22 protein-coding genes are annotated in these 25,477 nt (G+C 60.4%); 11 read left to right on the forward strand and 11 right to left on the reverse strand.

Annotated elements, in window-relative coordinates; all coding sequences use genetic code 11:
- Positions 1-239 precede the first annotated feature (239 nt).
- The 7 genes from AF70_RS08330 to AF70_RS08360 form a co-directional block, all read right to left on the reverse strand.
- Positions 240-806, reverse strand: coding sequence for a GNAT family N-acetyltransferase (locus AF70_RS08330; protein ID WP_019580676.1), 567 nt, complete (start codon positions 804-806; stop codon positions 240-242).
- A 99-nt stretch (positions 807-905) separates the two neighbouring features.
- Complete coding sequence (locus AF70_RS08335) at positions 906-1,682, reverse strand: electron transfer flavoprotein subunit beta (RefSeq protein WP_018928786.1); 777 nt, start codon at positions 1,680-1,682, stop codon at positions 906-908.
- A gap of 15 nt (positions 1,683-1,697) precedes the next feature.
- The gene (locus AF70_RS08340) at positions 1,698-2,918 is read right to left on the reverse strand and encodes an electron transfer flavoprotein subunit alpha/FixB family protein (protein WP_019580675.1); all 1,221 of its coding nucleotides are present in this window, start codon (positions 2,916-2,918) and stop codon (positions 1,698-1,700) included.
- Complete coding sequence (dgcB, locus tag AF70_RS08345; protein WP_018928784.1) at positions 2,918-4,867, reverse strand: dimethylglycine demethylation protein DgcB; 1,950 nt, start codon at positions 4,865-4,867, stop codon at positions 2,918-2,920. Before dgcB ends, AF70_RS08340 begins: the two co-directional genes overlap by 1 nt.
- Before the next feature lie 173 nt (positions 4,868-5,040).
- Entirely contained in the window at positions 5,041-7,101 is a 2,061-nt protein-coding gene (gene dgcA, locus AF70_RS08350) for a dimethylglycine demethylation protein DgcA (protein WP_019580673.1), read from the reverse strand.
- Between the two features lie 15 nt (positions 7,102-7,116).
- Complete coding sequence (locus tag AF70_RS08355; protein ID WP_007926354.1) at positions 7,117-7,647, reverse strand: DUF5943 domain-containing protein; 531 nt, start codon at positions 7,645-7,647, stop codon at positions 7,117-7,119.
- A 79-nt stretch (positions 7,648-7,726) separates the two neighbouring features.
- Entirely contained in the window at positions 7,727-8,704 is a 978-nt protein-coding gene (locus AF70_RS08360; protein ID WP_007907542.1) for a dipeptidase, read from the reverse strand.
- Positions 8,705-8,939: 235 nt separating this feature from the next.
- Between AF70_RS08360 and AF70_RS08365 the strand changes: the two genes are divergently transcribed.
- Both AF70_RS08365 and AF70_RS08370 read left to right on the forward strand, forming a co-directional pair.
- A complete protein-coding gene (locus AF70_RS08365; protein ID WP_018928783.1) occupies positions 8,940-9,341 on the forward strand; it encodes a lysozyme inhibitor LprI family protein in 402 nt (133 codons plus the stop codon).
- 78 nt (positions 9,342-9,419) lie between these two features.
- Positions 9,420-9,836 (forward strand): DUF3010 family protein, encoded by a 417-nt coding sequence (locus tag AF70_RS08370; RefSeq protein WP_019580672.1) that lies wholly within the window; start codon positions 9,420-9,422, stop codon positions 9,834-9,836.
- A gap of 27 nt (positions 9,837-9,863) precedes the next feature.
- Here the strand turns inward: AF70_RS08370 and AF70_RS08375 are convergent, their stop codons facing one another.
- Positions 9,864-10,811 (reverse strand): GlxA family transcriptional regulator, encoded by a 948-nt coding sequence (locus AF70_RS08375; RefSeq protein WP_018928780.1) that lies wholly within the window; start codon positions 10,809-10,811, stop codon positions 9,864-9,866.
- Between the two features lie 210 nt (positions 10,812-11,021).
- Here AF70_RS08375 and AF70_RS08380 point away from each other — a divergent pair, with 210 nt between their 5' ends.
- From AF70_RS08380 to AF70_RS08405, 6 genes are all read left to right on the forward strand, one after another.
- On the forward strand, positions 11,022-11,966 hold the full coding sequence (locus AF70_RS08380) for a choline ABC transporter substrate-binding protein (protein ID WP_007937989.1): 945 nt from the start codon (positions 11,022-11,024) through the stop codon (positions 11,964-11,966).
- Between the two features lie 101 nt (positions 11,967-12,067).
- The gene (locus AF70_RS08385; protein WP_019580671.1) at positions 12,068-12,955 is read left to right on the forward strand and encodes a 3-keto-5-aminohexanoate cleavage protein; all 888 of its coding nucleotides are present in this window, start codon (positions 12,068-12,070) and stop codon (positions 12,953-12,955) included.
- A gap of 226 nt (positions 12,956-13,181) precedes the next feature.
- Positions 13,182-14,147: an L-carnitine dehydrogenase gene (locus tag AF70_RS08390; RefSeq protein ID WP_019580670.1), complete on the forward strand. Its 966-nt coding sequence runs from the start codon at positions 13,182-13,184 to the stop codon at positions 14,145-14,147.
- 179 nt (positions 14,148-14,326) lie between these two features.
- Entirely contained in the window at positions 14,327-14,803 is a 477-nt protein-coding gene (locus AF70_RS08395; RefSeq protein ID WP_019580669.1) for a thioesterase family protein, read from the forward strand.
- A 13-nt stretch (positions 14,804-14,816) separates the two neighbouring features.
- Positions 14,817-15,980 (forward strand): gamma-butyrobetaine dioxygenase, encoded by a 1,164-nt coding sequence (locus tag AF70_RS08400; protein ID WP_019580668.1) that lies wholly within the window; start codon positions 14,817-14,819, stop codon positions 15,978-15,980.
- A 385-nt stretch (positions 15,981-16,365) separates the two neighbouring features.
- Positions 16,366-16,629, forward strand: coding sequence for a hypothetical protein (locus AF70_RS08405; protein ID WP_019580667.1), 264 nt, complete (start codon positions 16,366-16,368; stop codon positions 16,627-16,629).
- A 64-nt stretch (positions 16,630-16,693) separates the two neighbouring features.
- Here AF70_RS08405 and AF70_RS08410 read toward each other — a convergent pair whose 3' ends face one another.
- Both AF70_RS08410 and AF70_RS08415 read right to left on the reverse strand, forming a co-directional pair.
- Entirely contained in the window at positions 16,694-17,797 is a 1,104-nt protein-coding gene (locus AF70_RS08410) for a GlxA family transcriptional regulator (RefSeq protein WP_007975492.1), read from the reverse strand.
- Between the two features lie 490 nt (positions 17,798-18,287).
- A complete protein-coding gene (locus tag AF70_RS08415) occupies positions 18,288-19,664 on the reverse strand; it encodes an L-serine ammonia-lyase (RefSeq protein ID WP_019580666.1) in 1,377 nt (458 codons plus the stop codon).
- A 436-nt stretch (positions 19,665-20,100) separates the two neighbouring features.
- Between AF70_RS08415 and AF70_RS08420 the strand changes: the two genes are divergently transcribed.
- From AF70_RS08420 to choV, 3 genes are all read left to right on the forward strand, one after another.
- Positions 20,101-21,048 (forward strand): choline ABC transporter substrate-binding protein, encoded by a 948-nt coding sequence (locus AF70_RS08420; RefSeq protein ID WP_018928773.1) that lies wholly within the window; start codon positions 20,101-20,103, stop codon positions 21,046-21,048.
- A 66-nt stretch (positions 21,049-21,114) separates the two neighbouring features.
- The gene (gene choW / locus AF70_RS08425; protein ID WP_018928772.1) at positions 21,115-21,960 is read left to right on the forward strand and encodes a choline ABC transporter permease subunit; all 846 of its coding nucleotides are present in this window, start codon (positions 21,115-21,117) and stop codon (positions 21,958-21,960) included.
- Positions 21,957-23,135, forward strand: coding sequence for a choline ABC transporter ATP-binding protein (gene choV, locus AF70_RS08430; protein ID WP_018928771.1), 1,179 nt, complete (start codon positions 21,957-21,959; stop codon positions 23,133-23,135). Before choW ends, choV begins: the two co-directional genes overlap by 4 nt.
- 256 nt (positions 23,136-23,391) lie before the next feature.
- On the opposite strand, the gene AF70_RS08435 is transcribed toward choV, so the two are convergent.
- Positions 23,392-25,341, reverse strand: coding sequence for a BCCT family transporter (locus AF70_RS08435; RefSeq protein WP_231508959.1), 1,950 nt, complete (start codon positions 25,339-25,341; stop codon positions 23,392-23,394).
- Positions 25,342-25,477 lie beyond the last annotated feature (136 nt).

Consider the following 25,477-nt stretch of genomic DNA (forward strand, 5'->3'; position numbering starts at 1 on the left):
GGATGCCGCGGTAGCCGCCCCCGGCCATGGATGGCCGATGGCGGCGGCCCCCCGGAGCAATGCCGGAGTGAGGGCATGCCGAGCCTAGGCGAGGCACCGAATGGAGGGGCAAAAGCGCTTTGGTTACTTTCGCCTGGGCCGGCATTCCGGCTTTTCGAAAGTGACTCGCTGTAAAAGCGAAACCGCCAGCCGCCGTGACCGCAGAAACGGATATGTACTCCATCAAAAACGGGAGACCCCTAAGGCCGATGCATGAGATAGGCATCACCCGTCACCCGAATCATCGGATGAGGAACAACCTGACAGGTTTTGACGACCCCAAAACCATGGCGCTCATAAAAACGCCGAGCCCCGGTATTCGCCGCATAGTCGATCAGGCTCAGGCCGTTGAGTTCCAGTTGATCGGCGCGATGTTGAGCGTGCTCCAGAAAGCGCACACCCAGCCCCTTGTTTCGCCACCCCTCATGCAGGGCCAGGCTCGAAATATAGAGGGTATCGGGGACTTCCATGTCGGCGTAAGGCGCCAGCACCGGATCAGTCACGGGAGCCGCCGACGGATCGTGACGCATCACATAGCTGTGCATCATGCCGATGACCTGTCCGTCAGCCTCTGCGACAAGGCAGTTCTGATAGGAGAAATCGACATCTTCACGGGCGTAACGAACGGCCCCCACTTCCAGCAGATCCTGCCCGGGCTCCGCCAGCTGGCTCCAGATGTAATCCGAAGCCCCCTCTGACGAAATCTGGAACAAACGGGCAATCTCGCGCGCATCCGTGCGCAGAGCCGGACGAAATTCAACTTCCATTGATGTAACTCCCCAGAATACGAGCGACCTGCTTAGCGTGCAGGTTGATACGTAACAACCGGCCAGGCCAACGGTTTTATGGCCGGTTGTCGCTGTGGATCAACCCTGACGGACCACGCCTTCTTCAATCAGCAACTTGAGGATGGCTTCGGCGCCCGCCTGCGCGGTCACGCCCTTGAGCACTTGCCCACCGCCGCCACTGGCCTTGGCCGTCGCGGCCTTCATGCGGTCAGCACCGCTCTTGGCCTTGATCACTTTCAGGCGCTTGGGTCGTGGCTTGGCCGGTTGCAGCGTGGCCACTGCCAGCAGTTCATCGTCGACCACTTCAACTTCATCTGCCTGCAATACCCCGCGTCGCGCCGGACCGTAGGCACTTTGCCGAGGCTTGGGCGCTGCGTTATCCACAGTCGCCAGAAACGGCAGGCGCACTTTCAAGCGACGGCGCTGACCGCGCGGCAAGGCCTGCAGAACCAGCGCCGAACCACCGTCGATGGATTCGACTTGCGCCAAACCCACTACCAGCGGCCAGCCGAGACTTTCGGCCAGCAGGAACGGCAACATGCCCGAGCCTTCACCGGTTTCCGCCTGGCTGCCGGTCAACACCACCTGCGCCCCGGCGTCACGCAAATAGTCGGTCAACGCTGGCAGCGCATCTGCGCCGACCGGTTGTTCCAGCACATGCAACTGTTCCAGGCCCATGCCCAGATAGGCACGCAGCGCCGGTTCCGCAACGTCGCCGGCGTGCAGCACTTGCAGGTTATCCCCAGCCAGCTGCAGACCCAGCTCAACGGCCCGCGCGTCCTGCTCGGCGCGGCGTGGCCGGCCGGAGGTCGGGTGGGCGCCGATGGACACCAGGCTGATGATTTTCGTGCTCATAACCCTTTCCTTCCCTTAAGCCGCATCGCGCTTGGCGTCGTTGCGGTAAGCCTCTACCGCATCGATCAAGGCTTGAAGAATCTCGGCGCTCTCGCCGATCACCGACAGGTCGGCCCGTTTGATCATGTCGCAACCCGGATCGAGGTTGATTGCCACCACCTTGTCGCAGGCACCAATGCCTTGCAGGTGCTGGATCGCCCCGGAAATCCCCACCGCCACGTAAACCCGCGCGGTTACCCAGGTGCCGGACGCGCCGACCTGACGGTCGCGCGCCATGAAACCATCGTCCACCGCCACCCGCGACGCACCTTCGGTCGCGCCCAACGCTTCGGCCGTCCTGTGGAAAAGTCCCCAGTCCTTGACCCCGTTGCCGCCAGAGAAGATGAACTCGGCTTCGGCCATCGGAATCGCCGCCGGGTCCACCGCCACCGCGCCCAGATCTTCGATCCGCGACAAGCTCCGAGCGACCGTTGTGGATAACTCCACCGGCAACGCTTCGTGACGGGTTTCGCTGACCGGTTCGGCGCATTCGGCAGCCGCCAGAATCAAGCGGGCCACCGGCCGCGCAAGGTCCTGCAAACCAGCACCGGCACGACCGATGCATTCCTGATCCTTGACCTGCCAGACCCGTGTGGCCGGACGTTCGCCCAGTGCGGCAGCAAAGCGTCGACCCAGTTCGCCGCCACCACTGCGGCTGTCCGGCAGCAGCCAGTGACGCGGGCTGAACTGGTTATCCACAGCCCGCAGGCCCTGGACGCGTTGCTCCGGTGCATAACCGCTGAATTCGTCACCTTCCAGTACCAGCAAGCGGTCAACGCCCGCCGTGGCGAAGGCGTTTTCCTTGTGCTCACCGAAGACCACGGCCAGTACCGCGCCGTCCTTGCCGGCCAACTGATGGGCCAGGCCGAGCAAATCGCGGTCGTGGCTGCTCAAGCGACCGCCGACCATGTCCGGCACCACGCTGATGTAGAACGCAGGTGCAGCCACTTGATGCAGCGGCAATTGCACTTCAACCGTGGCCGAGCGTTTAGTCGCCCCGCCTTGCTGAGCGCCACTGCGGTCGATCCGTTTGATCCCGTTGGGACCGATAAAACCGATCCCGTGGGGATTCTTGCGGATGACGCCGTTAGGCCCCATCCAGCTGTGTTGCACCGGTTGCATGGCCGCGTGCAGCGGGTGCAGACGGTTGCGGGCGATCCATTCAGCGCGAGGGTCGCGGCGGATAATGTCGCTCATCAATGCACCTCCGCAGGTTCACGTTTGGCCGGTGCCGAAGGCTTTCCCGGCGCGGCGTCTTCAAGCAGCGCATCAGCCACCAGTTCGGCGATGTCCTTGATCAACGGCCGTGGTTCGACCACGCCTTCAAGCATCGCGGTGCACTGTGGACAACCCACGGCCACCAGTTCGGCGCCCGTTTCGCGGATGTCTTCCATACGCATGTCAGGGATCCGTTGCTTGCCCGGAATGTCGGTGATCGGCGCACCGCCACCACCGCCGCAGCAGCGCGAACGGAATCCGGAACGTTGCATTTCCTTGATCTCGATGCCCAGGGCGCGCAGCACTTCGCGTGGCGCCTCGTATTCGCCGTTGTAGCGGCCGAGGTAGCACGGGTCGTGATAAGTCACGCTGTTGCCTTTGTGCTGACCGAGGTTCAGTGCGCCTTCGCCAATGATCTCCGCCATGTAAGTGCTGTGGTGCTGCACGAGGTAGTTGCCATCGAAGGCACCGTATTCGTTTTTCAGCACATGGAAGCTGTGCGGGTCGCAGGTGACGATGCGGTTGAAGCGGTATTTGGCCAGGGTCTGGATGTTGCGTTTGGCCAACAACTGGAACGTCGCTTCGTCGCCCAGACGCCGGGCCACGTCACCGCTGTCGCGCTCTTCAAGGCCCAGCACTGCGAAGTCGACCTTGGCCGCTTTCAACACTTTGACGAAGGCACGCAGGGTGCGCTGGTTGCGCATGTCGAAGGCACCGTCGCCAACCCAGAACAGCACGTCGGTGGTTTTCTTTTCGCTGAGCAGGTTCAGGTTCAAATCCGCCGCCCAGTTCATCCGCCCGCCCGGGGCAAAGCCGCCAGGGTTGTCGGTGGCGATCAGGTTTTCCAGGACTTCGGCGCCCTTGTTCGGGGTCGCGCCTTTTTCCAGGGTCAGATGGCGGCGCATGTCGACGATGGCATCGACGTGCTCGATCATCATCGGGCATTCCTCGACGCAGGCACGGCAGGTGGTGCAGGACCACAGGGTTTCAGCGTCCACCAGACCGTTGACGATCGGTTGATGCGGATTACCGGCGTGCTCACCGATCGGCTTGCCTGGGTAAGGGCTGCCGGCAAACTTGGCATCCGTACCACCGGCCAGGCCGACGACCATGTCCTGAATCAGTTTTTTCGGGTTCAGCGGCTGGCCGGCGGCGAACGCCGGGCACGCAGCTTCGCATTTACCGCACTGCACGCAGGCGTCGAAGCCGAGCAGTTGGTTCCAGGTGAAATCCTTGGGTTTTTCCACGCCCAGTGGCGCGGTCGGGTCGTTCAGATCCAGCGGCTTCAAGCCGGTGGAACGACCGCCGCCAAACCGTTCGGAGCGACGGTGCCAAGCCAGGTGCAAGGCACCGGCGAAGGCGTGCTTCATCGGCCCGCCCCAGGTCATGCCGAAGAACAGTTCCGACACGCCCCACAGCACACCGACGCCGAGAATCGCCGCCAGTACCCAGCCACCGAAGTTTTCCGGAAGGATGCCCGCCACCGGCAGGGTCAACAGGAAGAACGACGCCGAGAACGCCAGCAGGCTTTTCGGCAGGCGCATCCACGGACCTTTGGACAACCGGGCCGGCGGGTTGCGGCGGCGCAGGAAGACAAAGATCGCACCGACGAACATCACTGCCGTCATCAACAGCAGTGCATAACCGAGAATGCGGTTATGCAGGCCGAAACCGTGAACCAGAATCGCCAGCACAATGGACGCCACCGCACCACCGGCCGTGGCGACGTGAGTATTGGCGATGTATTTGTCCCGCGCGACGACGTGGTGCAAATCGACCATGTAACGCTTGGGCATGGCGAACAGACCGCCGATCAGGTCGACTTTCGAAGCCCGGCCCTGACGCCACATAGCCACCCGCCGCAACGCGCCCAGGACAGCCAGGCCCAGGGCAGCGAACAACAGGATTGGAAGAAGGGTGTTCAACATGTGGAGCTCCCAAAGACCGCAGGGTCTTGCAGGCCAAACTACCTGGATGCCTTGCTCGATTACCTGTAGGAGCGAGGCTTGCCCGCGAAGGCGCTGTGTCATTCAGAAATGATGTTGACTGACACACCGCCTTCGCGGGCAAGCCTCGCCCCCACAGGGTTATCCACAAGCTCTTAGAAATCCTTGCACAACCGCAGCGCGTCGTAGATCGCCGCGTGGGTGTTGCGCTGGGCCACGCAGTCACCGATGCGGAACAGCAAGTAGCCGTCGCCCGCCTGGCTCAGCGAAGGTTGTGGCTTGATCGCGAACAGGGCTTCGATATCCATCTGGCCTTTGTTGCGCGAGCCTTCCTTCAGTGCGTAGTAGATTTCTTCGTCCGGCCGCACGCCGTTCTCGACCACGACCTGGTCAACCACCCGCTCCTCTTTGGCGCCGGTGTATTCGTTTTCCAGCACCGCCACCAGCTTGTCGCCTTCGCGGTAGACCTTTTCCAGCATCATGTCGCCGGTCATGATCACTTCTTTCGGGTACATGCTGCGGTAGTAAGTCGGGAACGACGTACCGCCGATGGCCACGCCCGGCTTGATGTCGTCAGTGACGATCTCGACCTGGCTGCCCTTGTCGGCGAGGAAGTCGGCAACCGACATCCCGGTGAACTCGCAGATGGTGTCGTAGACCAGCACGTTCTTGCCCGGCGCAACCTTGCCGTCGAGCACGTCCCAACTGCTGACCACCAGGCCTTCAGCCGCGCCCCAATGCTCGTTCTGCTCCAGGAACGGATGACCGCCGACAGCGAGCACCACGACGTCCGGACGCAGGTCGAGAATGGTCGCCGCATCTGCCGCCACGCCCAGGCGCAGGTCGACTTTCAAACGCGCCAGTTCCAGCTGGAACCAACGGGTGATACCGGCGATCTGGTCCCGTTGTGGGGCTTTCGAGGCGGTGGTGATCTGTCCGCCGATGAATTCTTTCTTCTCGAACAGGGTCACATCGTGGCCACGCTCGGCGGCTACACGAGCGGCTTCCATCCCCGCAGGGCCGGCACCGACCACCACGACTTTGCGTTTCGGCCCGGTGGATTTCTCGATGATGTGCGGCACGCCCATGTATTCACGGGAGGTCGCGGCGTTCTGGATGCACAAGACGTCCAGGCCCTGGTACTGACGGTCGATGCAGTAGTTGGCGCCCACGCACTGTTTGATCTGGTCGACCTGGCCCATCTTGATCTTGGCGATCAGGTGCGGGTCGGCGATGTGAGCACGGGTCATGCCGACCATGTCGACGTAACCGCCTTCCAGAATACGGGTTGCCTGGTTCGGGTCCTTGATGTTCTGCGCGTGCAGCACAGGAGCCTTCACCACTTCCTTGATACCGGCGGCCAGGTGCAGGAACGGCTCCGGTGGATAACTCATGTTCGGAATAACGTTGGCCAGGGTGTTGTGAGTGTCGCAACCCGAGCCCACGACACCGATGAAGTCGATCATGCCGGTATCGTCGTAGTACTTGGCGATCTGCTTCATGTCCTCATGGCTCAGGCCATCAGGGTGGAATTCGTCACCACAGATACGGATACCAACGCAGAAGTCCGGACCGACTTCCTTGCGCACAGCCTTGATCACTTCCAGGCCGAAACGCATGCGGTTCTCGAAGCTGCCGCCCCATTCGTCGGTACGCTTGTTGACTCGCGGGCTCCAGAACTGGTCGATCATGTGCTGGTGCACGGCAGACAGCTCGACGCCATCCAGGCCACCGGCCTTGGCACGCGCAGCGGCGCTGGCGTAGTTGCCGATCACCCGCCAGATTTCTTCCGGCTCGATGGTTTTGCAGGTCGCGCGGTGCACCGGCTCGCGGATGCCCGACGGCGACAGCAGGGTTGGCCAATGCTCACCGTCCCAGCGGGAGCGGCGACCCATGTGGGTAATCTGGATCATGATCTTGGCGCCATGCTTGTGCATGGCATCGGCCAGATTCTGGAAGTGCGGAATAATCCGGTCGTCGGCCAGGTTGACCGACTTCCACCAGCCTTGCGGGCTGTCGATGGCCACGCTGGAGGAACCGCCGCAAATCGCCAGGCCGATCCCGCCCTTGGCTTTCTCTTCGTAATACTTGACGTACCGATCGGTGGTCATGCCGCCGTCGGTGGCGTAGACCTCAGCGTGCGCGGTGCTGAGCACGCGGTTACGGATGGTCAGTTTGCCGATCTGGATCGGCTGGAACATTGCTTCGAAAGCCATGGCGGGTTCCTCGACTTACAACGGCTTGACGGTGAACAAACCGTCGTCGTGGCCTTCTTCGGAGCCACCGTAAACTTGTTCGGCGACGGTGCGGATCTTGCTGCCGCGAGCAGCCAGGATCTGGTCCATGGCGCCGGCGAACCAGCCAGTGAACATGTAGTCGACCTTGCGCCCGACCTTGCCGTACACGTAGACGAATGCGGAGTGTTCGAGCTTGACGCTGGCGGTGCCTTTGTCGAGGTCGATGTCCTGGATCTTGAACAGACCCCAGCCGCGCTGCGACAGGCGCTTCATGTAGTGCTCGAACACCGCGACGCCTTCCAGGCCATGGCATTCAGCTTCTTTTTCACACCAGTGCCAGGCGGATTTGTAGCCGGCCTTGTAGAGGATTTCGGCGTAGGCGTCGGCGCCCAGCACTTCCTCGATGCCCATGTGGTTGTTGACGAAGAAGTGACGCGGCACGTACAGCATCGGCAGGGCATCAGAGGTCCAGACACCGGTTTCGCTGTCGACTTCGATTGGCAATTGCGGGGCGATCTTGGCCATGGAAACTTAACTCCAGAAAATTCGTTGTGTTGCCCCCGGCACGGACGGCCGGGGGAAAGGATTCTTCAGATGCGGCGGCTTATTCGCCCCAAACGTCTTTCAAAACGTTGACCCAGTTTTCGCCCATGATCTTGCGCACCACGCGCTCGGAATGGCCGCGCTTGAGCAGGGTTTCGGTCAGGTTCGGGAACTCGCCCACGGTGCGGATGCCCAGCGGGTTGATGATCTTGCCGAAGCTGGTCAGACGGCGGGCGTAGCCCTTGTCATGGGTCAGGTATTCGAAGAAGTCCTGGCCATGACCCTGGGTGAAGTCGGTGCCGATGCCGATGGCGTCTTCGCCGACGATGTTCATGGTGTATTCGATGGCTTCGGCGTAATCGTCGATGGTCGAATCGATACCCTTGGCCAGGAACGGCGCGAACATGGTCACGCCGACGAAACCGCCGTGATCGGCGATGAACTTCAGTTCTTCATCGGACTTGTTGCGCGGGTGCACTTTCAGGCCCGACGGCAGGCAATGGGAGTAGCAGACCGGCTTCTTGGATTCGAGGATGACTTCTTCGGAGGTCTTCGAGCCGACGTGGGACAGGTCGCACATGACACCGACGCGGTTCATCTCGGCAACGATTTCACGACCGAAACCCGACAGGCCGCCATCGCGTTCATAGCAACCGGTACCGACCAGGTTCTGGGTGTTGTAGCACATCTGCACAATACCGACGCCCAGCTGCTTGAAGACCTCGACATAGCCGATCTGGTCTTCGAAGGCGTGAGCGTTCTGGAAGCCGAACAGGATGCCGGTCTTACCCTGCTCCTTGGCTTTGCGGATGTCGGCGGTGGTGCGCACCGGGATCACCAGGTCGCTGTTCTCGCGAATCAGCTTCTGACTGGCAGCGATGTTGTTGACGGTGGCCTGGAAGCCCTCCCACACCGACACGGTGCAGTTGGCCGCGGTCAGACCGCCCTTGCGCATGTCTTCGAACAGCTCACGGTTCCACTTGGCAATAATCAGGCCGTCGATAACGATGCTGTCGGCGTGTAATTCGGCTGGGCTCATCAGGCAGTCCCCTATTAACGATTCATGCGCCGAATCGTGTGCCGGCGCTTTGGGGCCAGCATATGCCTGAGGGACGGTGCAGCCGGGTGCAAAAACGACAGGGGAATTGCCGAAAGCGTCAATCCGCGACAAAGGGTCGCCAACCGACGTGATTGCCTACCTGTTCAAGCCCGTTCGCATGGGCCAGAATTCGTCGCATCACCGAATGTTTCACTGAATTAAGGGCGGCGACGCAATGAAATCCATCTTCTTGGCTTTGGCACTGATAGCGACTGGCGTACAGGCGGCCGAAGGGGCCGACGACAACCCCTGTGACGCCGTCGAAAACGAAGTCCAGACCCTGGAATGCTCGGCTTACAGCAGAAACACCGCCGAACAGCTGCTGAGCGACAACTACCAAGGCCTGAACGAACGCATGCAAACGCGCTACGGCAGCAACAAGGCGCAACTGGCCGACATCACCGCAAAAATCAAAACTGCGCAACAACAATGGCTGAAGACCCGGGATGCCGATTGCGCGGTGGAAGCGTTCCCGGCGACGAGCGGCAGTAAAGCCTTCAACATTGCGCAAAATGATTGCGTGGCGCGGATGAGTGACGAGCGGTCGGAGTTTTTGGAGTCGATTGGGCAGGAGTAAAAAGGCCACAGCGGTTGACATAAACACTTGCCAACTTGAGCTGTAAGCTGCACGTCATCAGCCAGTAAAGGGATTCAAATGAAAATCTGCGGCATCGAAATCAAAGGCAGCGAAGCAATCCTTGCCGTGGCCTCCCTCGACGATCAGGGGCTGACACACGTCGCGCTGGCCACCAAGAAAATCGCCCTCGACGATGACGACGAAGCCGCCAACGTCAAAGTCTTTGCCGCTCAGGTGGCGTCGTTTATTCGTGAGAATTCAATCGACCGGATCGCGATCAAAAAGCGCAGCAAGAAAGGTGAGTTCGCCGGTGGGCCGACCACCTTCAAGATCGAAGGGGTTTTCCAGTTGCTGGAAAATTGCGAGGTGACGCTGCTGTCGCCGCAAACCATCAATGCGCAGAACAAAAAGTTCGACTTTGAACTGCCGGCCACGCTGAACAAGTATCAGCACGAGGCCTACAAAGCGGCCTGCTCGGCGCTGATGAAGAAGTAACGACATAAATCCCGTAGGAGGTCGGTTTCAGGCCTTCTGGCTTTGTCGGCGATCCTCCCGCGGGCACCGCTCGAATCTCGCCCGATAACTGCGGGTGAAATACGATGGCGATTCAAACCCGCAGGCGATACTCACCTCCAGCACGCTCATGTCCGTCTGGCGCAGCAGCTGCCGCGCCTTCTCCAGCCTTAATCGCAGATAGAAATTGCTCGGCGTATCGTGCAGGTGCAGGCGAAACAGGCGCTCTAGTTGACGCCGGGTCACTTTGATCGATTCCGCCAGCTCCAAAGTGCTGAGCGGCGGTTCGCTGTGCTGTTCCATCTCCCCAATGACATGCACCAGTTTCTTGTTGCTGATGCCATATCGCGTGGCGACTTCCATGCGTTGGTGGTCTTTGCGCGGGCGAATGCGCCCGAGCACGAATTGTTCGCTGACCTGGATCGCCAGTTGCGGCCCGTGGGCCTGGGCGATGAGGTCAAGCATCAGGTCGATCGAGGCGGTACCGCCGGCGGAGGTGATACGCCGTCGGTCGATCTCGAACAGTTCCTGGGTGACGCTCAGCTGTGGATAAGATTCCTTGAAGGCGTCGATGGCTTCCCAGTGCAGGGTCAGGCGATGACCGTCGAGCAGGCCGGCTTCGGCGAGGATGAAGCTGCCGGTGTCGATGGCGCCGAGCGTCACGCCTTCGTTGTCCAGGCGACGTAACCAATGCTCCAGGGCCGGGGTGGCGAACTTCAGCGGTTCGAAACCGGCGACCACCAACAGGGTTGCGCCTTTCTTCAGCGGCTCCAGCGCTGCATCGGCGTTGACCGACATGCCGTTACTGGCCAGAACCGCCCCGCCATCGGCGCTCAACACATGCCAGCGGTACAACTCGCCGCGAAAGCGATTGGCGACCCGCAGCGGCTCGATCGCCGAGATAAAACCGATCGCCGAAAAACCCGGCATCAACAAGAAGTAGAAATCCTGGGACATGGAGCGCACTCGACTGGCAGGCAACGAGAGGGCGGGAAGCGTGTGGACGTTGATACGCCACTTGCAAGCAGCATTCAAGTGCACAGGTCGCCGCAGTGCAAGAGCTGGTCGCCGCAGTGCGTTTCCACGGGGGCTTTGCTGCGTAACTTGGCATCACCGGCGCATCAGACACCGGAACCCACAATAAACGACCTGCCGAGGAACCCCGACATGAAACGACTGATCAGCAGCTGTGTTCTTGCACTCAGCGGTACCGCTTTCTTGAGCGCCAGTGTCATGGCGGCCGAACCCGCGTCGTGCCAGAACGTGCGCATGGGCGTAGTGAACTGGACCGACGTGATCGCCACCAGCGCCATGACCCAGGTCCTGCTCGACGGCCTCGGCTACAGCACCAAACAAACCAGCGCCTCCCAGCAAATCGTCTTTGCCGGCATTCGCGACCAGCGCCTGGATTTGTTCCTGGGCTACTGGAACCCGCTGATGACCCAGACCATCACGCCGTTTGTCGATGCCAAGCAGGTCAAAGTGCTTGAAGCGCCAAGCCTCAAGGACGCCCGCGCTACCCTGGCAGTACCGACTTACCTTGCCGACAAGGGTCTGAAAACTTTCGCCGACATCGCCAAGTTTGAAAAAGAACTGGGCGGCAAGATTTACGGCATCGAACCTGGCTCGGGCGCCAACACCCAGATCAAGGCGATGATCGCCAAGAACCAGTTCGGCCTCGGCAAGTTCCAGCTGGTCGAGTCCAGCGAAGCCGGCATGCTGGCGGCAGTAGATCGCGCGGTACGCCGCAAGGAAGCCGTGGTGTTCTTCGGCTGGGCGCCGCACCCGATGAACGTCAACGTGAAGATGACCTACCTCACCGGCAGCGACGACGCCCTCGGCCCGAACGAAGGCATGGCCACGGTCTGGACCGTCACCTCGCCGAACTACGCGCAGCAATGCCCGAACGTCGGTCGCTTGCTGAGCAACCTGACGTTCACCGCCGAAGACGAGAGCCGGATGATGCAGCCGCTGCTGGATCACAAGGACGCTTTCGAATCGGCCAAACAGTGGCTCAAGGATCACCCGCAAGACAAGCAACGCTGGCTTGAAGGCGTGACCACATTCGATGGCAAGCCGGCCGCTGAAAACCTGAAGCTGACCAGTAAATAGAACCGAAATGAACCGCCGATTCGCAGCCCGATGCGGGCTGCGAGCGGGATCGCCACGCCCAAGCTCTGCCAAAAAAACTCAAGCCTGAAGGAAACCGCCTCATGAACCACGACGTCATCATCACCTGCGCACTCACCGGTGCTGGCGACACGACCGCCAAGAGCCCACACGTGCCGGTCACCCCGAAACAAATCGCTGCAGCCGCCGTGGAAGCCGCCAAGGCGGGCGCTACCGTGGTCCACTGCCACGTTCGCGATCCACAAACCGGCAAGTTCAGCCGTGACGTGGCGCTGTACCGCGAAGTGATGGAGCGCATCCGCGAGGCGGACGTCGACATTATCGTCAACCTCACTGCCGGCATGGGCGGCGATCTGGAAATCGGCGCAGGCGAGAACCCGATGGAATTCGGCCCGAACACCGATCTGGTCGGCCCACTGACCCGTCTGGCCCACGTTGAAGAATTGCTGCCAGAAATCTGCACCCTGGATTGCGGCACCCTGAACTTCGGCGACGGCGACACCATTTACGTGTCCACCCCTGCCCAGCTGCGTGCTGGCGCCAAACGCATTCAAGAGCTGGGCGTCAAGCCTGAGCTGGAAATTTTCGACACCGGTCACCTGTGGTTCGCCAAGCAGATGATCAAGGAAGGTCTGCTGGATAACCCGTTGTTCCAGCTGTGCCTGGGCATCCCGTGGGGTGCGCCAGCGGATACCACCACCATGAAAGCCATGGTCGACAACCTGCCAGCCAATGCGGTCTGGGCAGCGTTCGGTATCGGGCGCATGCAGATGCCGATGGCGGCGCAAGCGGTGCTGCTCGGCGGTAACGTGCGGGTCGGTCTGGAAGACAACCTGTGGCTGGACAAGGGCGTGTTGGCGACCAACGGCCAACTGGTCGAACGCGCCTCGGAAATCCTCAGCCGCCTCGGCGCCCGCGTTCTGACCCCGGCAGAAGGCCGGGCAAAAATGGGCCTGACCAAGCGCGGTTGAAACAAATCACCCTTTCCCCCTGTGGGAGCGCTTGTGTGGCGAGGGGGCTTGCCCCCGTTGGGTCGCGAAGCGGCCCCAAAACCTGTTGCCGCGGTGTATCAGCCACACTGCATGCAATGTTTTACGACTGCTTCGCAGCCGAACGGGGCGATGCGGCGTTCCGACAAGCCCCCTCGCCACACAGGTTCGCTCCCACATTTTTTTGAGCCCAATTCAGGAAGTCGCCATGAGCTTTATCACTGAGATCAAAACCTTCGCAGCACTGGGCAGCGGTGTCATCGGCAGCGGCTGGGTGTCCCGCGCCCTCGCCCACGGCCTCGATGTGGTGGCCTGGGATCCGGCACCCGGTGCCGAAGCGGCGCTACGCAAACGTGTCGCCAATGCCTGGGGCGCGCTGGAAAAACAAGGCCTGGCACCCGGCGCATCGCAGGATCGGCTGCGCTTTGTCGCCACCATCGAAGAATGCGTTCGCGACGCGGATTTCATTCAGGAAAGTGCTCCTGAGCGTCTGGACCTGAAACTGGAACTGCACAGCAAAATCAGCGCGGCGGCCAAGCCCAATGCATTGATCGGTTCCAGCACCTCGGGACTGTTGCCGAGCGAGTTTTACGAGAGTTCGACGCACCCGGAGCGCTGCGTGGTCGGGCACCCGTTCAACCCGGTTTATCTGCTGCCATTGGTGGAAGTGGTCGGCGGCAAGAACACCGCGCCAGAAGCGGTGCAAGCGGCGATGAAAGTCTATGAATCCCTGGGCATGCGTCCGCTGCATGTGCGCAAGGAAGTACCGGGATTTATCGCCGATCGTTTGCTCGAAGCGTTGTGGCGTGAGGCGCTGCACCTGGTCAACGACGGCGTGGCGACCACCGGTGAAATCGACGATGCAATTCGTTTTGGCGCAGGTCTGCGCTGGTCGTTCATGGGCACCTTCCTGACTTACACCCTGGCCGGTGGCGATGCTGGCATGCGGCACTTCATGGCGCAGTTCGGGCCGGCGTTGCAGTTGCCGTGGACGTATCTGCCGGCACCGGAGCTGACCGACAAGTTGATTGACGATGTGGTGGATGGCACCAGCGATCAGTTGGGCACACACAGCATCTCGGCACTGGAACGCTATCGTGACGATTGCTTGCTGGCGGTGCTGGAGGCGGTGAAAACCACCAAAGAGAAACATGGGATGGCCTTCAGCGAATAAACACACACCCTGTGGCGAGGGAGCTTGCTCCCGCTCGGCCGCGAAGCGGTCGTAAAACCGGCAAACGCGATTTGACCAATACCTCGCATCCACCGGTTTTGGGACTGCTTCGCAGTCCAGCGGGAGCAAGCTCCCTCGCCACACATGTGTACACCAGCGATTATCTGTGGAGTTCCACCATGCCCACCCTCACCACCTACCAAACCAGAATCATCCCCGACTGGGTCGACTACAACGGCCATCTGCGCGATGCCTTCTACCTGCTGATTTTCAGCTACGCCACTGACGCGTTGATGGATCGGCTGGGTATGGACAGCAACAACCGCGAGGCTAGCGGCCACTCGCTGTTTACCCTCGAACTGCACCTTAATTACCTGCACGAAGTGAAACTCGATGCCGACGTCGAAGTGCATACGCAGATCATCGGCCACGACCGCAAGCGCCTGCACCTCTACCACAGCCTGCATCTGGTGGGCGGTGACAAGGAGCTGGCGGGCAATGAACAAATGCTGCTGCACGTCGACCTCGCCGGACCGCGATCCGCACCGTTCAGTGAAGCAACCTTGAGCAAGCTGCAGGCCATTGTCGCCGAGCAGGCCGACTTGCCCGCACCCGCCTGGATCGGCCGAGTGATCGCATTACCCCCCGAAAAATAACAAGGAGCCTGCCATGAACACCGCCGCCGCTTTTGCCGATTTCCGCACCTATCCATTGATCAGCGCGTTGACCGCCGTGCACACCCTGGCGGACCGCATTCAAGTGAAGTGGGCGGACGGTCGGGTCAGCCCTTTTCATCATCAATGGCTGCGGGACAACTGCCCGTGCCCACAGTGCGTCTACACGGTGACGCGTGAGCAAGTGCTGGAAATCGTCGATGTCGCAGAGCACCTGATGCCTGAAAACGCCACGGTCGATGCCGAAGGCTGCCTGTGCGTCGATTGGCAGGATGGCCACCTCAGCCGCTTCGATCCGGGCTGGCTGCGGGCCCATGCCTATGACGATGAGTCCCGCGCCGAACGCCAGGCGGGCAAACCGAAAGCCAGGCTTTGGCACAGCGATTTGCAGCTGCCAGTGTTCGAATACCAGGCCCTGATGGAAAACAACGATGCCTTGTTGCAATGGCTGCTGGCCGTGCGCGATATCGGCCTGACTCAAGTGCGCGGAGTCCCCACCGAGCCAGGCTCGCTGAAGCTGATCGCCCAGCGGATTTCGTTCATCCGCGAGAGCAATTTCGGCGTGCTGTTCAACGTGCAATCCAAGGCCGATGCCGACAGCAATGCCTATACCGCCTTCAACCTGCCACTGCACAGCGATTTGCCGACCCGGGAGTTGCAACCGGGGCTGCAATTTCTGCATTGCCTGGTGAATGACGCCGACGGTGGCGAGAGTATTTTCGTCGACGGTTTTGCCATCGCCCAAGCCTTGCGTCAGGAAGATCCAGAGGCGTTTCAAGCCTTGTGTGAAATCCCCGTAGAGTTCCGCAACAAGGACCGCCACAGCGACTACCGCTGCCTGGCGCCGATCATCGCGCTGGATGCATTCGGGCAAGTGTCGGAAATCCGCATGGCGAACTTTCTGCGTGGGCCATTCGATGCTTCAGTGGAGCAGATGCCCAGGCTGTATCGCGCTTACCGGCGTTTCATTGCGATGACCCGCGAGGCGCGTTTCCGGGTGATGACACGGCTCAACCCCGGCGAGTTGTGGTGCTTCGACAACCGCCGCACCCTCCACGCCCGCAACGCCTTCGACCCCGCCACCGGCGCCCGGCATTTCCAGGGTTGCTATGTCGACCGGGATGAATTGCTGTCGCGCATTCTCGTTTTACAACGCTAGACCGCGTCATCGTTCATCGCGGGCAAGCCACGCTCCCACAGGTTACTCACGCCCCCTGTGGGAGCGTGGCTTGTCGGATCGCCGCACCGCCGCGATGGCGTCCGCACAAGCAACACAAATTCTGGATTCGCAGGCAAAAAAAACCCCGATCAAGCCGTGACAAGATCGGAGCTGAGGAGGGTACTGTTGAGGAGCTGTTGCGCGAGGGTGACCAAACCTTCGTGATGCCAGCTGAGTTCAGTGTGCCTACTCCCATCTTTCGCAAGTTAGCCGAAAGCGACCTGTTCATAGGTATTGCGGCCATTGCGACAAATCGTCCTTGCCGACACCCACAGCCCCTACCAGAATCGAACCACGACACCGTTCCCTGAAGAAGGATTGCGTCATGATGTACGCCGATTTGATAGACCAGGAAGACCTGTTGAGCCAGCTGAAAGCGTTGGGGTTTTCAGTGCCCCCCGGCGCAACCGCCGAGCAAGCCTGCGAATGCGCAGTACGGGGCTTGAACAACGAGCGGGCAATGGAACTGCGGACCATGGTCAAGCAGATGTACACCAGCAGCGCGTCAATCCAGCCGGCCGTGCGTCAGGCCATTGACAAGCAACTGTTACCGGCATTGGCGCAGTACCAACAGAGCCATAGCGCCTGATTTCCGGGGTGTGAACACTTTGTGGCGAGGGAGCTTGCTCCCTCGCCACAATAGTTTGCCTGGTTTAGAGCCTTACGCTGGCAAACGTCGATTCATTACGCGCCTGGCTCAACGCCGACAGCGGCCCGGACAACGGCGACAGCACCAGTGCTTGCGGCAGCGGCATCATCGCCACTTGTTGCGTGGTATTGGAGCCTACGCGCTCGTCACGCGGTGGAATGCCGAAGTATTCGCGGTAGCACTTGGAGAAGTGCGGCGTGGACACGAACCCACACACCGACGCCACTTCGATGATCGACATCGGCGTTTGCTTGAGCAGTTGCCGAGCACGGATCAGGCGCAGTTTCAGGTAGTAACGCGACGGCGAGCAGTGCAGGTATTTCTGGAACAGCCGCTCCAGCTGACGACGCGAAACGGCGACATAAACCGCCAGTTCATCGAGGTCGATCGGCTCTTCGAGGTTCGCCTCCATCAGCGCCACGATTTCCTGCAGTTTCGGCTGGTTGGTGCCGAGCATGTGCTTGAGCGGCACGCGCTGGTGATCCTGCTCGTTGCGGATGCGCTCGTAGACGAACATCTCCGAAATCGCGGCCGACAGTTCACGGCCATGATCGCGGCTGATCAGGTGCAGCATCATGTCCAGCGGCGCGGTGCCGCCGGAGCTGGTGAACCGGTTACGGTCGAGAGTGAACAGACGGGTGCTCATGGCCACCCGCGGGAAAGCTTCCTGCATAGCGGCCAGACATTCCCAGTGCACGCTGCAATCGAAACCGTCCAGCAGGCCGGCGCACGCCAAGGCCCAGCTGCCGGTGCAGACCGCGCCGAGACGACGGGACTGACGCGCCTGGCTTTGCAGCCACGACACATGCTCACGGGTTACGGTGCGCTGAATGCCGATACCGCCGCAGACAATGACGGTGTCCATGGGTGGTGCTTTGTGCATGGAGGCGTCGGGGGTGATCTGCAGGCCGTCACTGGCCCAGACCTGACCGCCATCGACGGTGAGCGTGGTCCAGCGATACAGCTCGCGGCCGGACAATTGGTTGGCCATACGCAGGGGTTCTACTGCGGAGGCCAGAGAAATCAGCGTGAAATTGTCCAGCAGCAGAAAGCCGATGGATTGAGGCGCACGGTTCTGGGGTTGGGCCCCGGAGTTGAACGTCGTCATCGCGGTATCTCCTCACACAAAGCGGGTGATGGCCTCAGGCGGAGGCTCTTTTTATTGCCATCGTTCTCGCGTGGGAGACGGGCTTTGTAATGACAGAGCAATTGCCATGCCTAAATTGAATGCGCGTTCAATAACTCCTGAAAACGACGTCGCGATGCGTCTAGATATGGCGCGCAGAGATAAGAGGTTAAAAGTGCCATCAAAGGCCCCAAACCCGTGCCCCCGTTGCGTGTGAGCAAATCGGTAGCACTTGTGGGAACAGGTCTGCGACGCGGCGGTCAAGAGTGTCACCGCTGGCACAGGTGACGAACGGTCAGGGTTTGAATTTGATCCCCGAACGGGGAGCCGGGCTTACCTGTTTGCGACGCGCCAAAAGGTGGCGCGTTTTGATGCGCGTGTTCAATTGGTGCGCAGTTTTGACTGGTCTTGTGTAGTGCATGAGGTCTTTGTGGAGAGGAGGCTTGCCCCCTCTCCACAGGTCAACTCGGTTTCAGCACTCCACCGCGCTAACCGCCAAGCCACCGCGCGACGTCTCTTTATATTTGTCGTGCATGTCGGCACCGGTATCACGCATGGTGCGGATCACCCGGTCCAGCGAGATAAAGTGCTGGCCGTCACCGCGCAGCGCCATCTGCGCGGCGTTGATCGCTTTCACCGCAGCAATCGCATTGCGCTCGATGCACGGTACCTGCACCAACCCGCCCACCGGGTCGCAGGTCAAGCCGAGGTTATGCTCCAGGCCGATTTCCGCCGCGTTACACAACTGCTCCGGCGTGGCACCAAGAACCTCCGCCAACCCGGCCGCCGCCATGGCGCAAGCCGAACCGACTTCACCCTGGCAACCGACTTCGGCACCGGAGATCGAGGCGTTCTTTTTGCACAGAATCCCTACCGCCGCAGCACTGAGGAAGTAATCGACCACATTGGCGTCGGTCACTGCCTCGCTGAATTTCATAAAGTAGTGCAACACCGCCGGAATGATCCCCGCCGCACCGTTGGTCGGTGCCGTGACCATGCGCCCGCCGGCAGCGTTTTCTTCGTTGACCGCCAACGCGAACAGGTTGACCCACTCCATCGCGCTCAAGGTCGAGCCGATCACGTTGGGCTTGTTCAGCTCTTGCAAACTGCGGTGCAACTTGGCCGCGCGACGGCGCACATTGAGACCGCCGGGCAGGATGCCTTCGTGCTTGAGGCCTTGCTCCACACAATCCTGCATGGCGCGCCAGAGTTTCATCAGGCCACTGCGGATTTCTTCTTCGCTGCGCCAGACTTTCTCGTTGGCCATCATCAATTCGGCCACGCGCAGGTTGTGCTTCTTGCACAGGCTGAGCAATTCGACGGCACTGGAGAAGTCGTAAGGCAGCACGGTGTTATCCAGATCCACCACACCGCTGGAAGCTTGCGCCTCGTCGACGACAAAACCGCCGCCGATGGAATAGTAGGTGTCGCGATGCAGCTCGCCGTGATCGCCTTCGGCAACCAGGGTCATAGCGTTCGGATGGAACGGCAGGTTCTCGTCGATCAGACGCATGTCCCGGGCCCAGATGAACGGGACCGACAAGCGGCCGTCGAGCAATAGCGTGTGAGTTTCACGCAAGGCTTCTATACGGATGCCGATTTGCGACGGATCGATCGCGTCGGGCCACTCGCCCATCAACCCCATGATCACTGCGTTGTCGCTGCCGTGGCCGATGCCGGTGGCCGAGAGCGATCCATAAAGCTGAACTTCGACGCGACACACCTGCTCCAGAAGTCCCCGCTCGCGCAAACCTTGCACGAACAGCGCCGCGGCGCGCATGGGCCCCACGGTGTGCGAACTGGAAGGGCCGATGCCGATTTTGAACAGGTCGAAAACGCTGATAGCCATTACTGCTGAACTCCTGGATGTGCCTGCTCCAGGCGCAAAAGCGCCCAGTGACGGAGCTGCTACGCTCAAGCTGCAATCCGTCGAGATGGCCGCATCATCAGGCTTTTACCATGTCGTTCAACGTCTCACACCGACGCACTCATGCCCACTAGCGCCGCGGGTCTCTTACGCAATGTTTTCGCCGCTTTTTTGCGGATCAGCGGGGCAAATCGGGCTGAAAAAAGCTGTAAACGACGTCACCGACACTGGATGCGACCATCCCTGTACTGGTTACGACGCACCCTGTAGGCGTCAGATTTTCACTGGTACATGATCGTATCGACTCGATTGCAAGGCGCTGTGGTAGAGCTGTCTCCAAAACGCCATCCAACCGCAACAGATAAGTGCGGTGGTCCAGTCGGAACACTGCCAAAAAAAACACTTAGGAGTCGCCCCTATGAAAGGTTCCCCGTCGTTGTTGTTGGCCGCCATGCTGAGTCTGCCGTTCCTGGCTCAAGCCGCAGAGCCGGCCCAATGCAGCACCGTAAACTTCTCCGATGTCGGCTGGACGGACATTACCGCGACCACCGCGACCACCAGCGTTGTGCTCAACGCCCTCGGCTACAAGACCAAGACCACGATGATTTCCGTGCCGGTGACCTACAAGTCCCTGGCCGACGGCAAGAACATGGACGTGTTCCTGGGTAACTGGATGCCGACCATGGAAAACGACATCAAGGCCTATCGGGATGCCGGCACCGTGGAAACCGTGCGCACCAACCTCAAAGGTGCCAAATACACCCTCGCCGTACCACAAGCGCTGTACGACAAAGGGCTGCATGACTTTGCCGACATCGCCAAATTCAAGAAAGAACTCGACGGCAAGATCTACGGTATCGAGCCAGGCAACGACGGCAACCGTCTGATCCAGAGCATGATCGACAAAGACGCCTTCGGTCTCAAAACCGCCGGTTTCAAAGTCGTCGAGTCCAGCGAAGCGGGCATGCTGTCGCAAGTCGACCGTGCGCAGAAACGCGACACCGCCGTGGTGTTCCTCGGCTGGGCACCGCACCCGATGAACAAACGTTTCAAGATTCAGTACTTGACCGGTGGCGATGACTTCTTCGGCCCGGATTTCGGTGCTGCCACCGTTGCGACCAACACTCGCAAGGGGTATACCCAAGAGTGCAGCAACGTCGGCCAACTGCTGAAAAACCTGGAGTTCACCGTCGACATGGAGAGTACGCTGATGGGCAACATCCTGGACGACAAGATGAAGCCTGAAGCGGCCGCCAAGGCCTGGCTGAAAAAGAACCCACAGGTGCTCGATACCTGGCTCGCTGGCGTGACCACCATTGACGGTAAACCAGGCCTGGAGGCCGTGAAAGCCAAGCTCGCGCAGTAATCGCTTACGCCGGGCAGGCTCGCCTGCCCGGGCTGTTTATTTCCTTGCATGCGGACGTTCACTACCATGCTGATTGATCAGAAAATACCCTTAGGCCAGTACATCGCGAGCTTCGTTGAATGGTTGACGCAACACGGCGCCAGCACCTTCGACGCCATCGCCGTGTCACTGGAAACGATGATCCACGGCGTGACTTTTGCGCTGACCTGGTTCAACCCGCTGGCATTGATCGGCCTCATCGCACTACTGGCACATTTCATCCAACGCAAATGGGGCCTGACCGTTTTCGTCATCGCTTCCTTTCTGCTGATCCTCAATCTGGGGTACTGGCAGGAAACCATGGAAACCCTCGCCCAGGTGTTGTTCGCGACCCTGGTCTGCGTAGTGATCGGCGTGCCGTTGGGTATCGTCGCCGCGCACAAACCGATGTTCTACACACTGATGCGGCCGGTGCTCGATCTGATGCAGACCGTACCGACTTTCGTGTACCTCATTCCTACCCTGACCCTCTTCGGTCTGGGTGTGGTCCCGGGTCTGATCTCGACGGTGGTGTTCGCGATTGCCGCGCCCATCCGCCTGACCTACCTGGGTATCCGCGATGTTCCGGACGAACTGATGGACGCCGGTAAAGCCTTTGGCTGCTCGCGCCGTCAGTTGCTCTCGCGCATCGAACTGCCCCACGCCATGCCAAGCATCGCGGCCGGTATCACCCAGTGCATCATGCTGTCGTTGTCGATGGTGGTGATTGCGGCACTGGTGGGCGCCGACGGCCTGGGCAAACCTGTGGTCAACGCACTGAACACTGCTGATATCGCACTGGGCTTCGAAGCAGGCCTGGCGATCGTACTGCTGGCGATCATGCTCGACCGTATCTGCAAACAACCCGAAGCCAAAGTAGGGGGTGACGCATGAGCATTATTCGCTTCGAAGACGTGGACGTGATCTTCTCCAAAGATCCACGCGCGGCTCTCAAACTGCTCGACCAGGGCATGACCCGCAACGAGATTCTGAAAAAGACCGGGCAAATCGTTGGTGTCGAAAAGGCCAGCCTGGACATCGAGAAAGGTGAAATCTGCGTACTGATGGGTTTGTCCGGCTCCGGCAAATCCAGCCTGTTGCGCTGCATCAACGGCCTCAACACCGTTAGCCGTGGCAAGTTGTTCGTCGAACACGAAGGCCGGCAGATCGACATCGCGTCCTGCACCCCGGCGGAACTGAAGATGATGCGCACCAAGCGCATCGCGATGGTGTTCCAGAAGTTCGCCCTGATGCCTTGGCTGACGGTGCGCGAGAACATCAGCTTCGGTCTGGAAATGCAGGGTCGCCCCGAGAAAGAACGCCGCAAACTGGTGGACGAGAAGCTTGAGCTGGTGGGCCTGACCCAGTGGCGCAACAAGAAACCCAATGAGCTCTCCGGCGGCATGCAGCAACGTGTCGGCCTGGCCCGTGCGCTGGCGATGGACGCCGACATCCTGCTGATGGACGAACCGTTCTCGGCCCTCGACCCGCTGATTCGCCAAGGCCTGCAAGATGAACTGCTGGAACTGCAAAACAAGCTGAGCAAGACCATCGTCTTCGTGAGCCACGACCTCGATGAAGCCCTGAAGCTGGGCAGCCGTATCGCGATCATGAAAGACGGCCGGATCATCCAGTACAGCGTGCCGGAAGAAATCGTCCTGAACCCTGCGGACGATTATGTGCGCACCTTCGTCGCCCACACCAATCCGCTGAACGTATTGTGTGGTCGCAGCCTGATGCGCACCCTGGACAACTGCAAACGCATCAACGGTTCGGTGTGCCTGGATCCGGGCGGCGATTCGTGGCTGGACCTGGCCGAAGGCAACACCATCAAAGGCGCGCGCCAGAACGGCTCGAGCCTGGATCTGCAGAAATGGATACCTGGGCAAGCGGTTGAAGCCCTGGGCCGTCGGCCAACACTGGTGGACTCCAACATCGGCATGCGCGATGCGCTGCAGATTCGTTACCAGACCGGCAACAAGCTGGTGCTGCACGACAACAACAAAGTGGTCGGGATCCTGGGCGACAGCGAACTATACCACGCGCTGCTCGGCAAGAACCTGGGGTAAGTAAGACAGCAGACACAAAAACGCCGCGAGATGATCGCGGCGTTTTTGTTTGTGCAGATATCAGGTTTGGAATACCGACAACTGTGGCGAGGGAGCTTGCTCCCGCTGGGTTGCGGAGCGACCCCAATCCAGACACCACGGTATTTCAGATAGATCGCGTAACCGGGATCTACGACTGCTTCGCAGCCGAACGGGAGCGAGCTCCCTCGCCACAATGGAGATGCGGTGCATTCACTGCACCGCATCACCTCAAACCTCAGCTATAAACCCGGCCTAGCAGCTGCCGATGGCTTTCAAACTGATCGAGCACGTCACGGGTGATTTGATCCTGAGTGAAGCCCATCAAGTCATAGTCCTGGCTGCCGTTGTGCAGGTACACCTCAGCGCGGTAGTAACGTGCGCGCGGTTCATCGGCACTTTCGGCCGACACCGCTTCACTCGCCGCCGCCAGATAACCGTCCAGGCTCACTTCGTAGACAAAAGGGTTGCCCTCTTCCATCTCGATCCGCAGGCCCATGCAACGCTTGGCTTTACCCAGCAACGTTTGCACGTTCAGGCCCTTGCCACGCAGTTGAACCACGGCCTCTTCCAGCGCCGGGCTGACTTGTTTGTCCATGAAACGCTGAACAATCGACTGATTCGGCTGCAGATCCAGCTGGGTCAGACGCTCGCTGAAACCACGACGACCACGCGCTGCCAGTTCCGCTTGCTCCTGTTCGATCTGCACGTCCTGGCGCATGGCCTTGTGCAAACCGAACATGAAGAACACCAGCACCACCGAGAACGGCAGCCCCGCCAGCACCACCATGGTTTGCATGGCTTCGAAGTTACCGGCGAACAGCAGACCGATGGTCACCAGGGTGATCACCACCGACCAGAAAATCCGCAGCCAGTGCGGCGCGTCTTCGTCGACGTTGCCGCCCTTGCACGAAAGGTTGGCCATCATCACCGCGCCGGAGTCCGCCGGGGTCAGGAACAGCACAAAACCGACAAAGATCGACACGCCGATTACCACTTTCGACGCCGGGTAATGCTCAAGCAACTGGTAGATCGCCATCGATGGCTGTTCCAGCGCCGTCTTCCCGAGCTCCACCGCCCCATGGTTCATCACCAGGTCCAGGGCCGAGTTACCGAAGATCGACAGCCATGCCAGGGTGAAACCCAGCGGGATCAGCAGCACACCGGCGACCAGCTCACGCACCGTGCGACCACGGGAAATACGCGCGATGAACATGCCGACAAATGGCGCCCAGGAAATCCACCAGGCCCAGTAGAACAGGGTCCACAGGCCCAGCCAGCGGTCAGACTTCTCACTGTCGCCTTCATACACGTAGAGGTCGAAGGTCTTCAGCACCACGCCATTGAGGTAGTCACCAATGTTCTGCACAAAGCCGTTGAGCAGGTGCAGGGTCGGGCCGAACAACAGCACGAAAATCAGCAGACCGCTGAACAGCACGATGTTCAGGTTGGACAGACGGCGAATACCGTTTTCCACCCCGGACACGGCAGCGATGGTCGCCACGGTGCTCATCACGATGATCACGATCAGCAAGTTGGTGTTGCTGTGCGCCATGCCGAACAGGTTTTCCAGCCCCGACGACACTTGCAGCGAACCGATCCCCAGGTTCGTCACCAGCCCCAGCAGGGTCACGAACATGCCGAAGCCGTCCACCGCATGACCGGCCGCGCCTTTGACCCAACGCTCGCCGACCAGCGGATACAGCGCCGAACGCAGCGCCAGCGGCTGGTTATGACGATAAGCAAAGTACGCCACGGCCAGGCCGACCAAGGCGTAGATCGCCCAGCCATGCAGGCCCCAATGCAGGAACGTCAGCTGCACTGCCTGACGCGCGGCAAGGTTGCTGCCGGCCACGCCTTCCGGTGGATTGAAGTAGTGGTCCAGCGGCTCGGACGCACCGAAGTACAGCAGCGAGATGCCGATACCCGACGAGAACAGCATCCCCGCCCAGGCGCCGTAGCTGAAATCCGGGGTATCGTCCTTGCTGCCCAACTTGAGCTTGCCGTAAGACGAAAACGCCAGGCCGACGACAAAAACCAGATAGGCGGCGATCACCACCATGTAGTACCAGCCGAAGCTGCGGGACAACCAGGCCTGGGCAATACCGAGCATTCTGCCGGCCTCTTGCGGGGCGACGATCAGAATGGCGGTCAACAGCAGGATCAACGCGGTAGAGGTGTAGAACACCCAACCGTTGACCATCACCTTCTCGGGTGGGGTCTTTATTAGAGAGGCAGAACTCATGGCACAGATGCTCCGGGCAGTGCGAGAGAAGAACACAAGGCAACGCGGTACCCGACCAATCGATTAGTTGGCAGCCGAT

It is taken from the genome of Pseudomonas sp. KD5, from assembly GCF_012932895.1.
In the GTDB taxonomy this organism is placed as follows: domain Bacteria; phylum Pseudomonadota; class Gammaproteobacteria; order Pseudomonadales; family Pseudomonadaceae; genus Aquipseudomonas.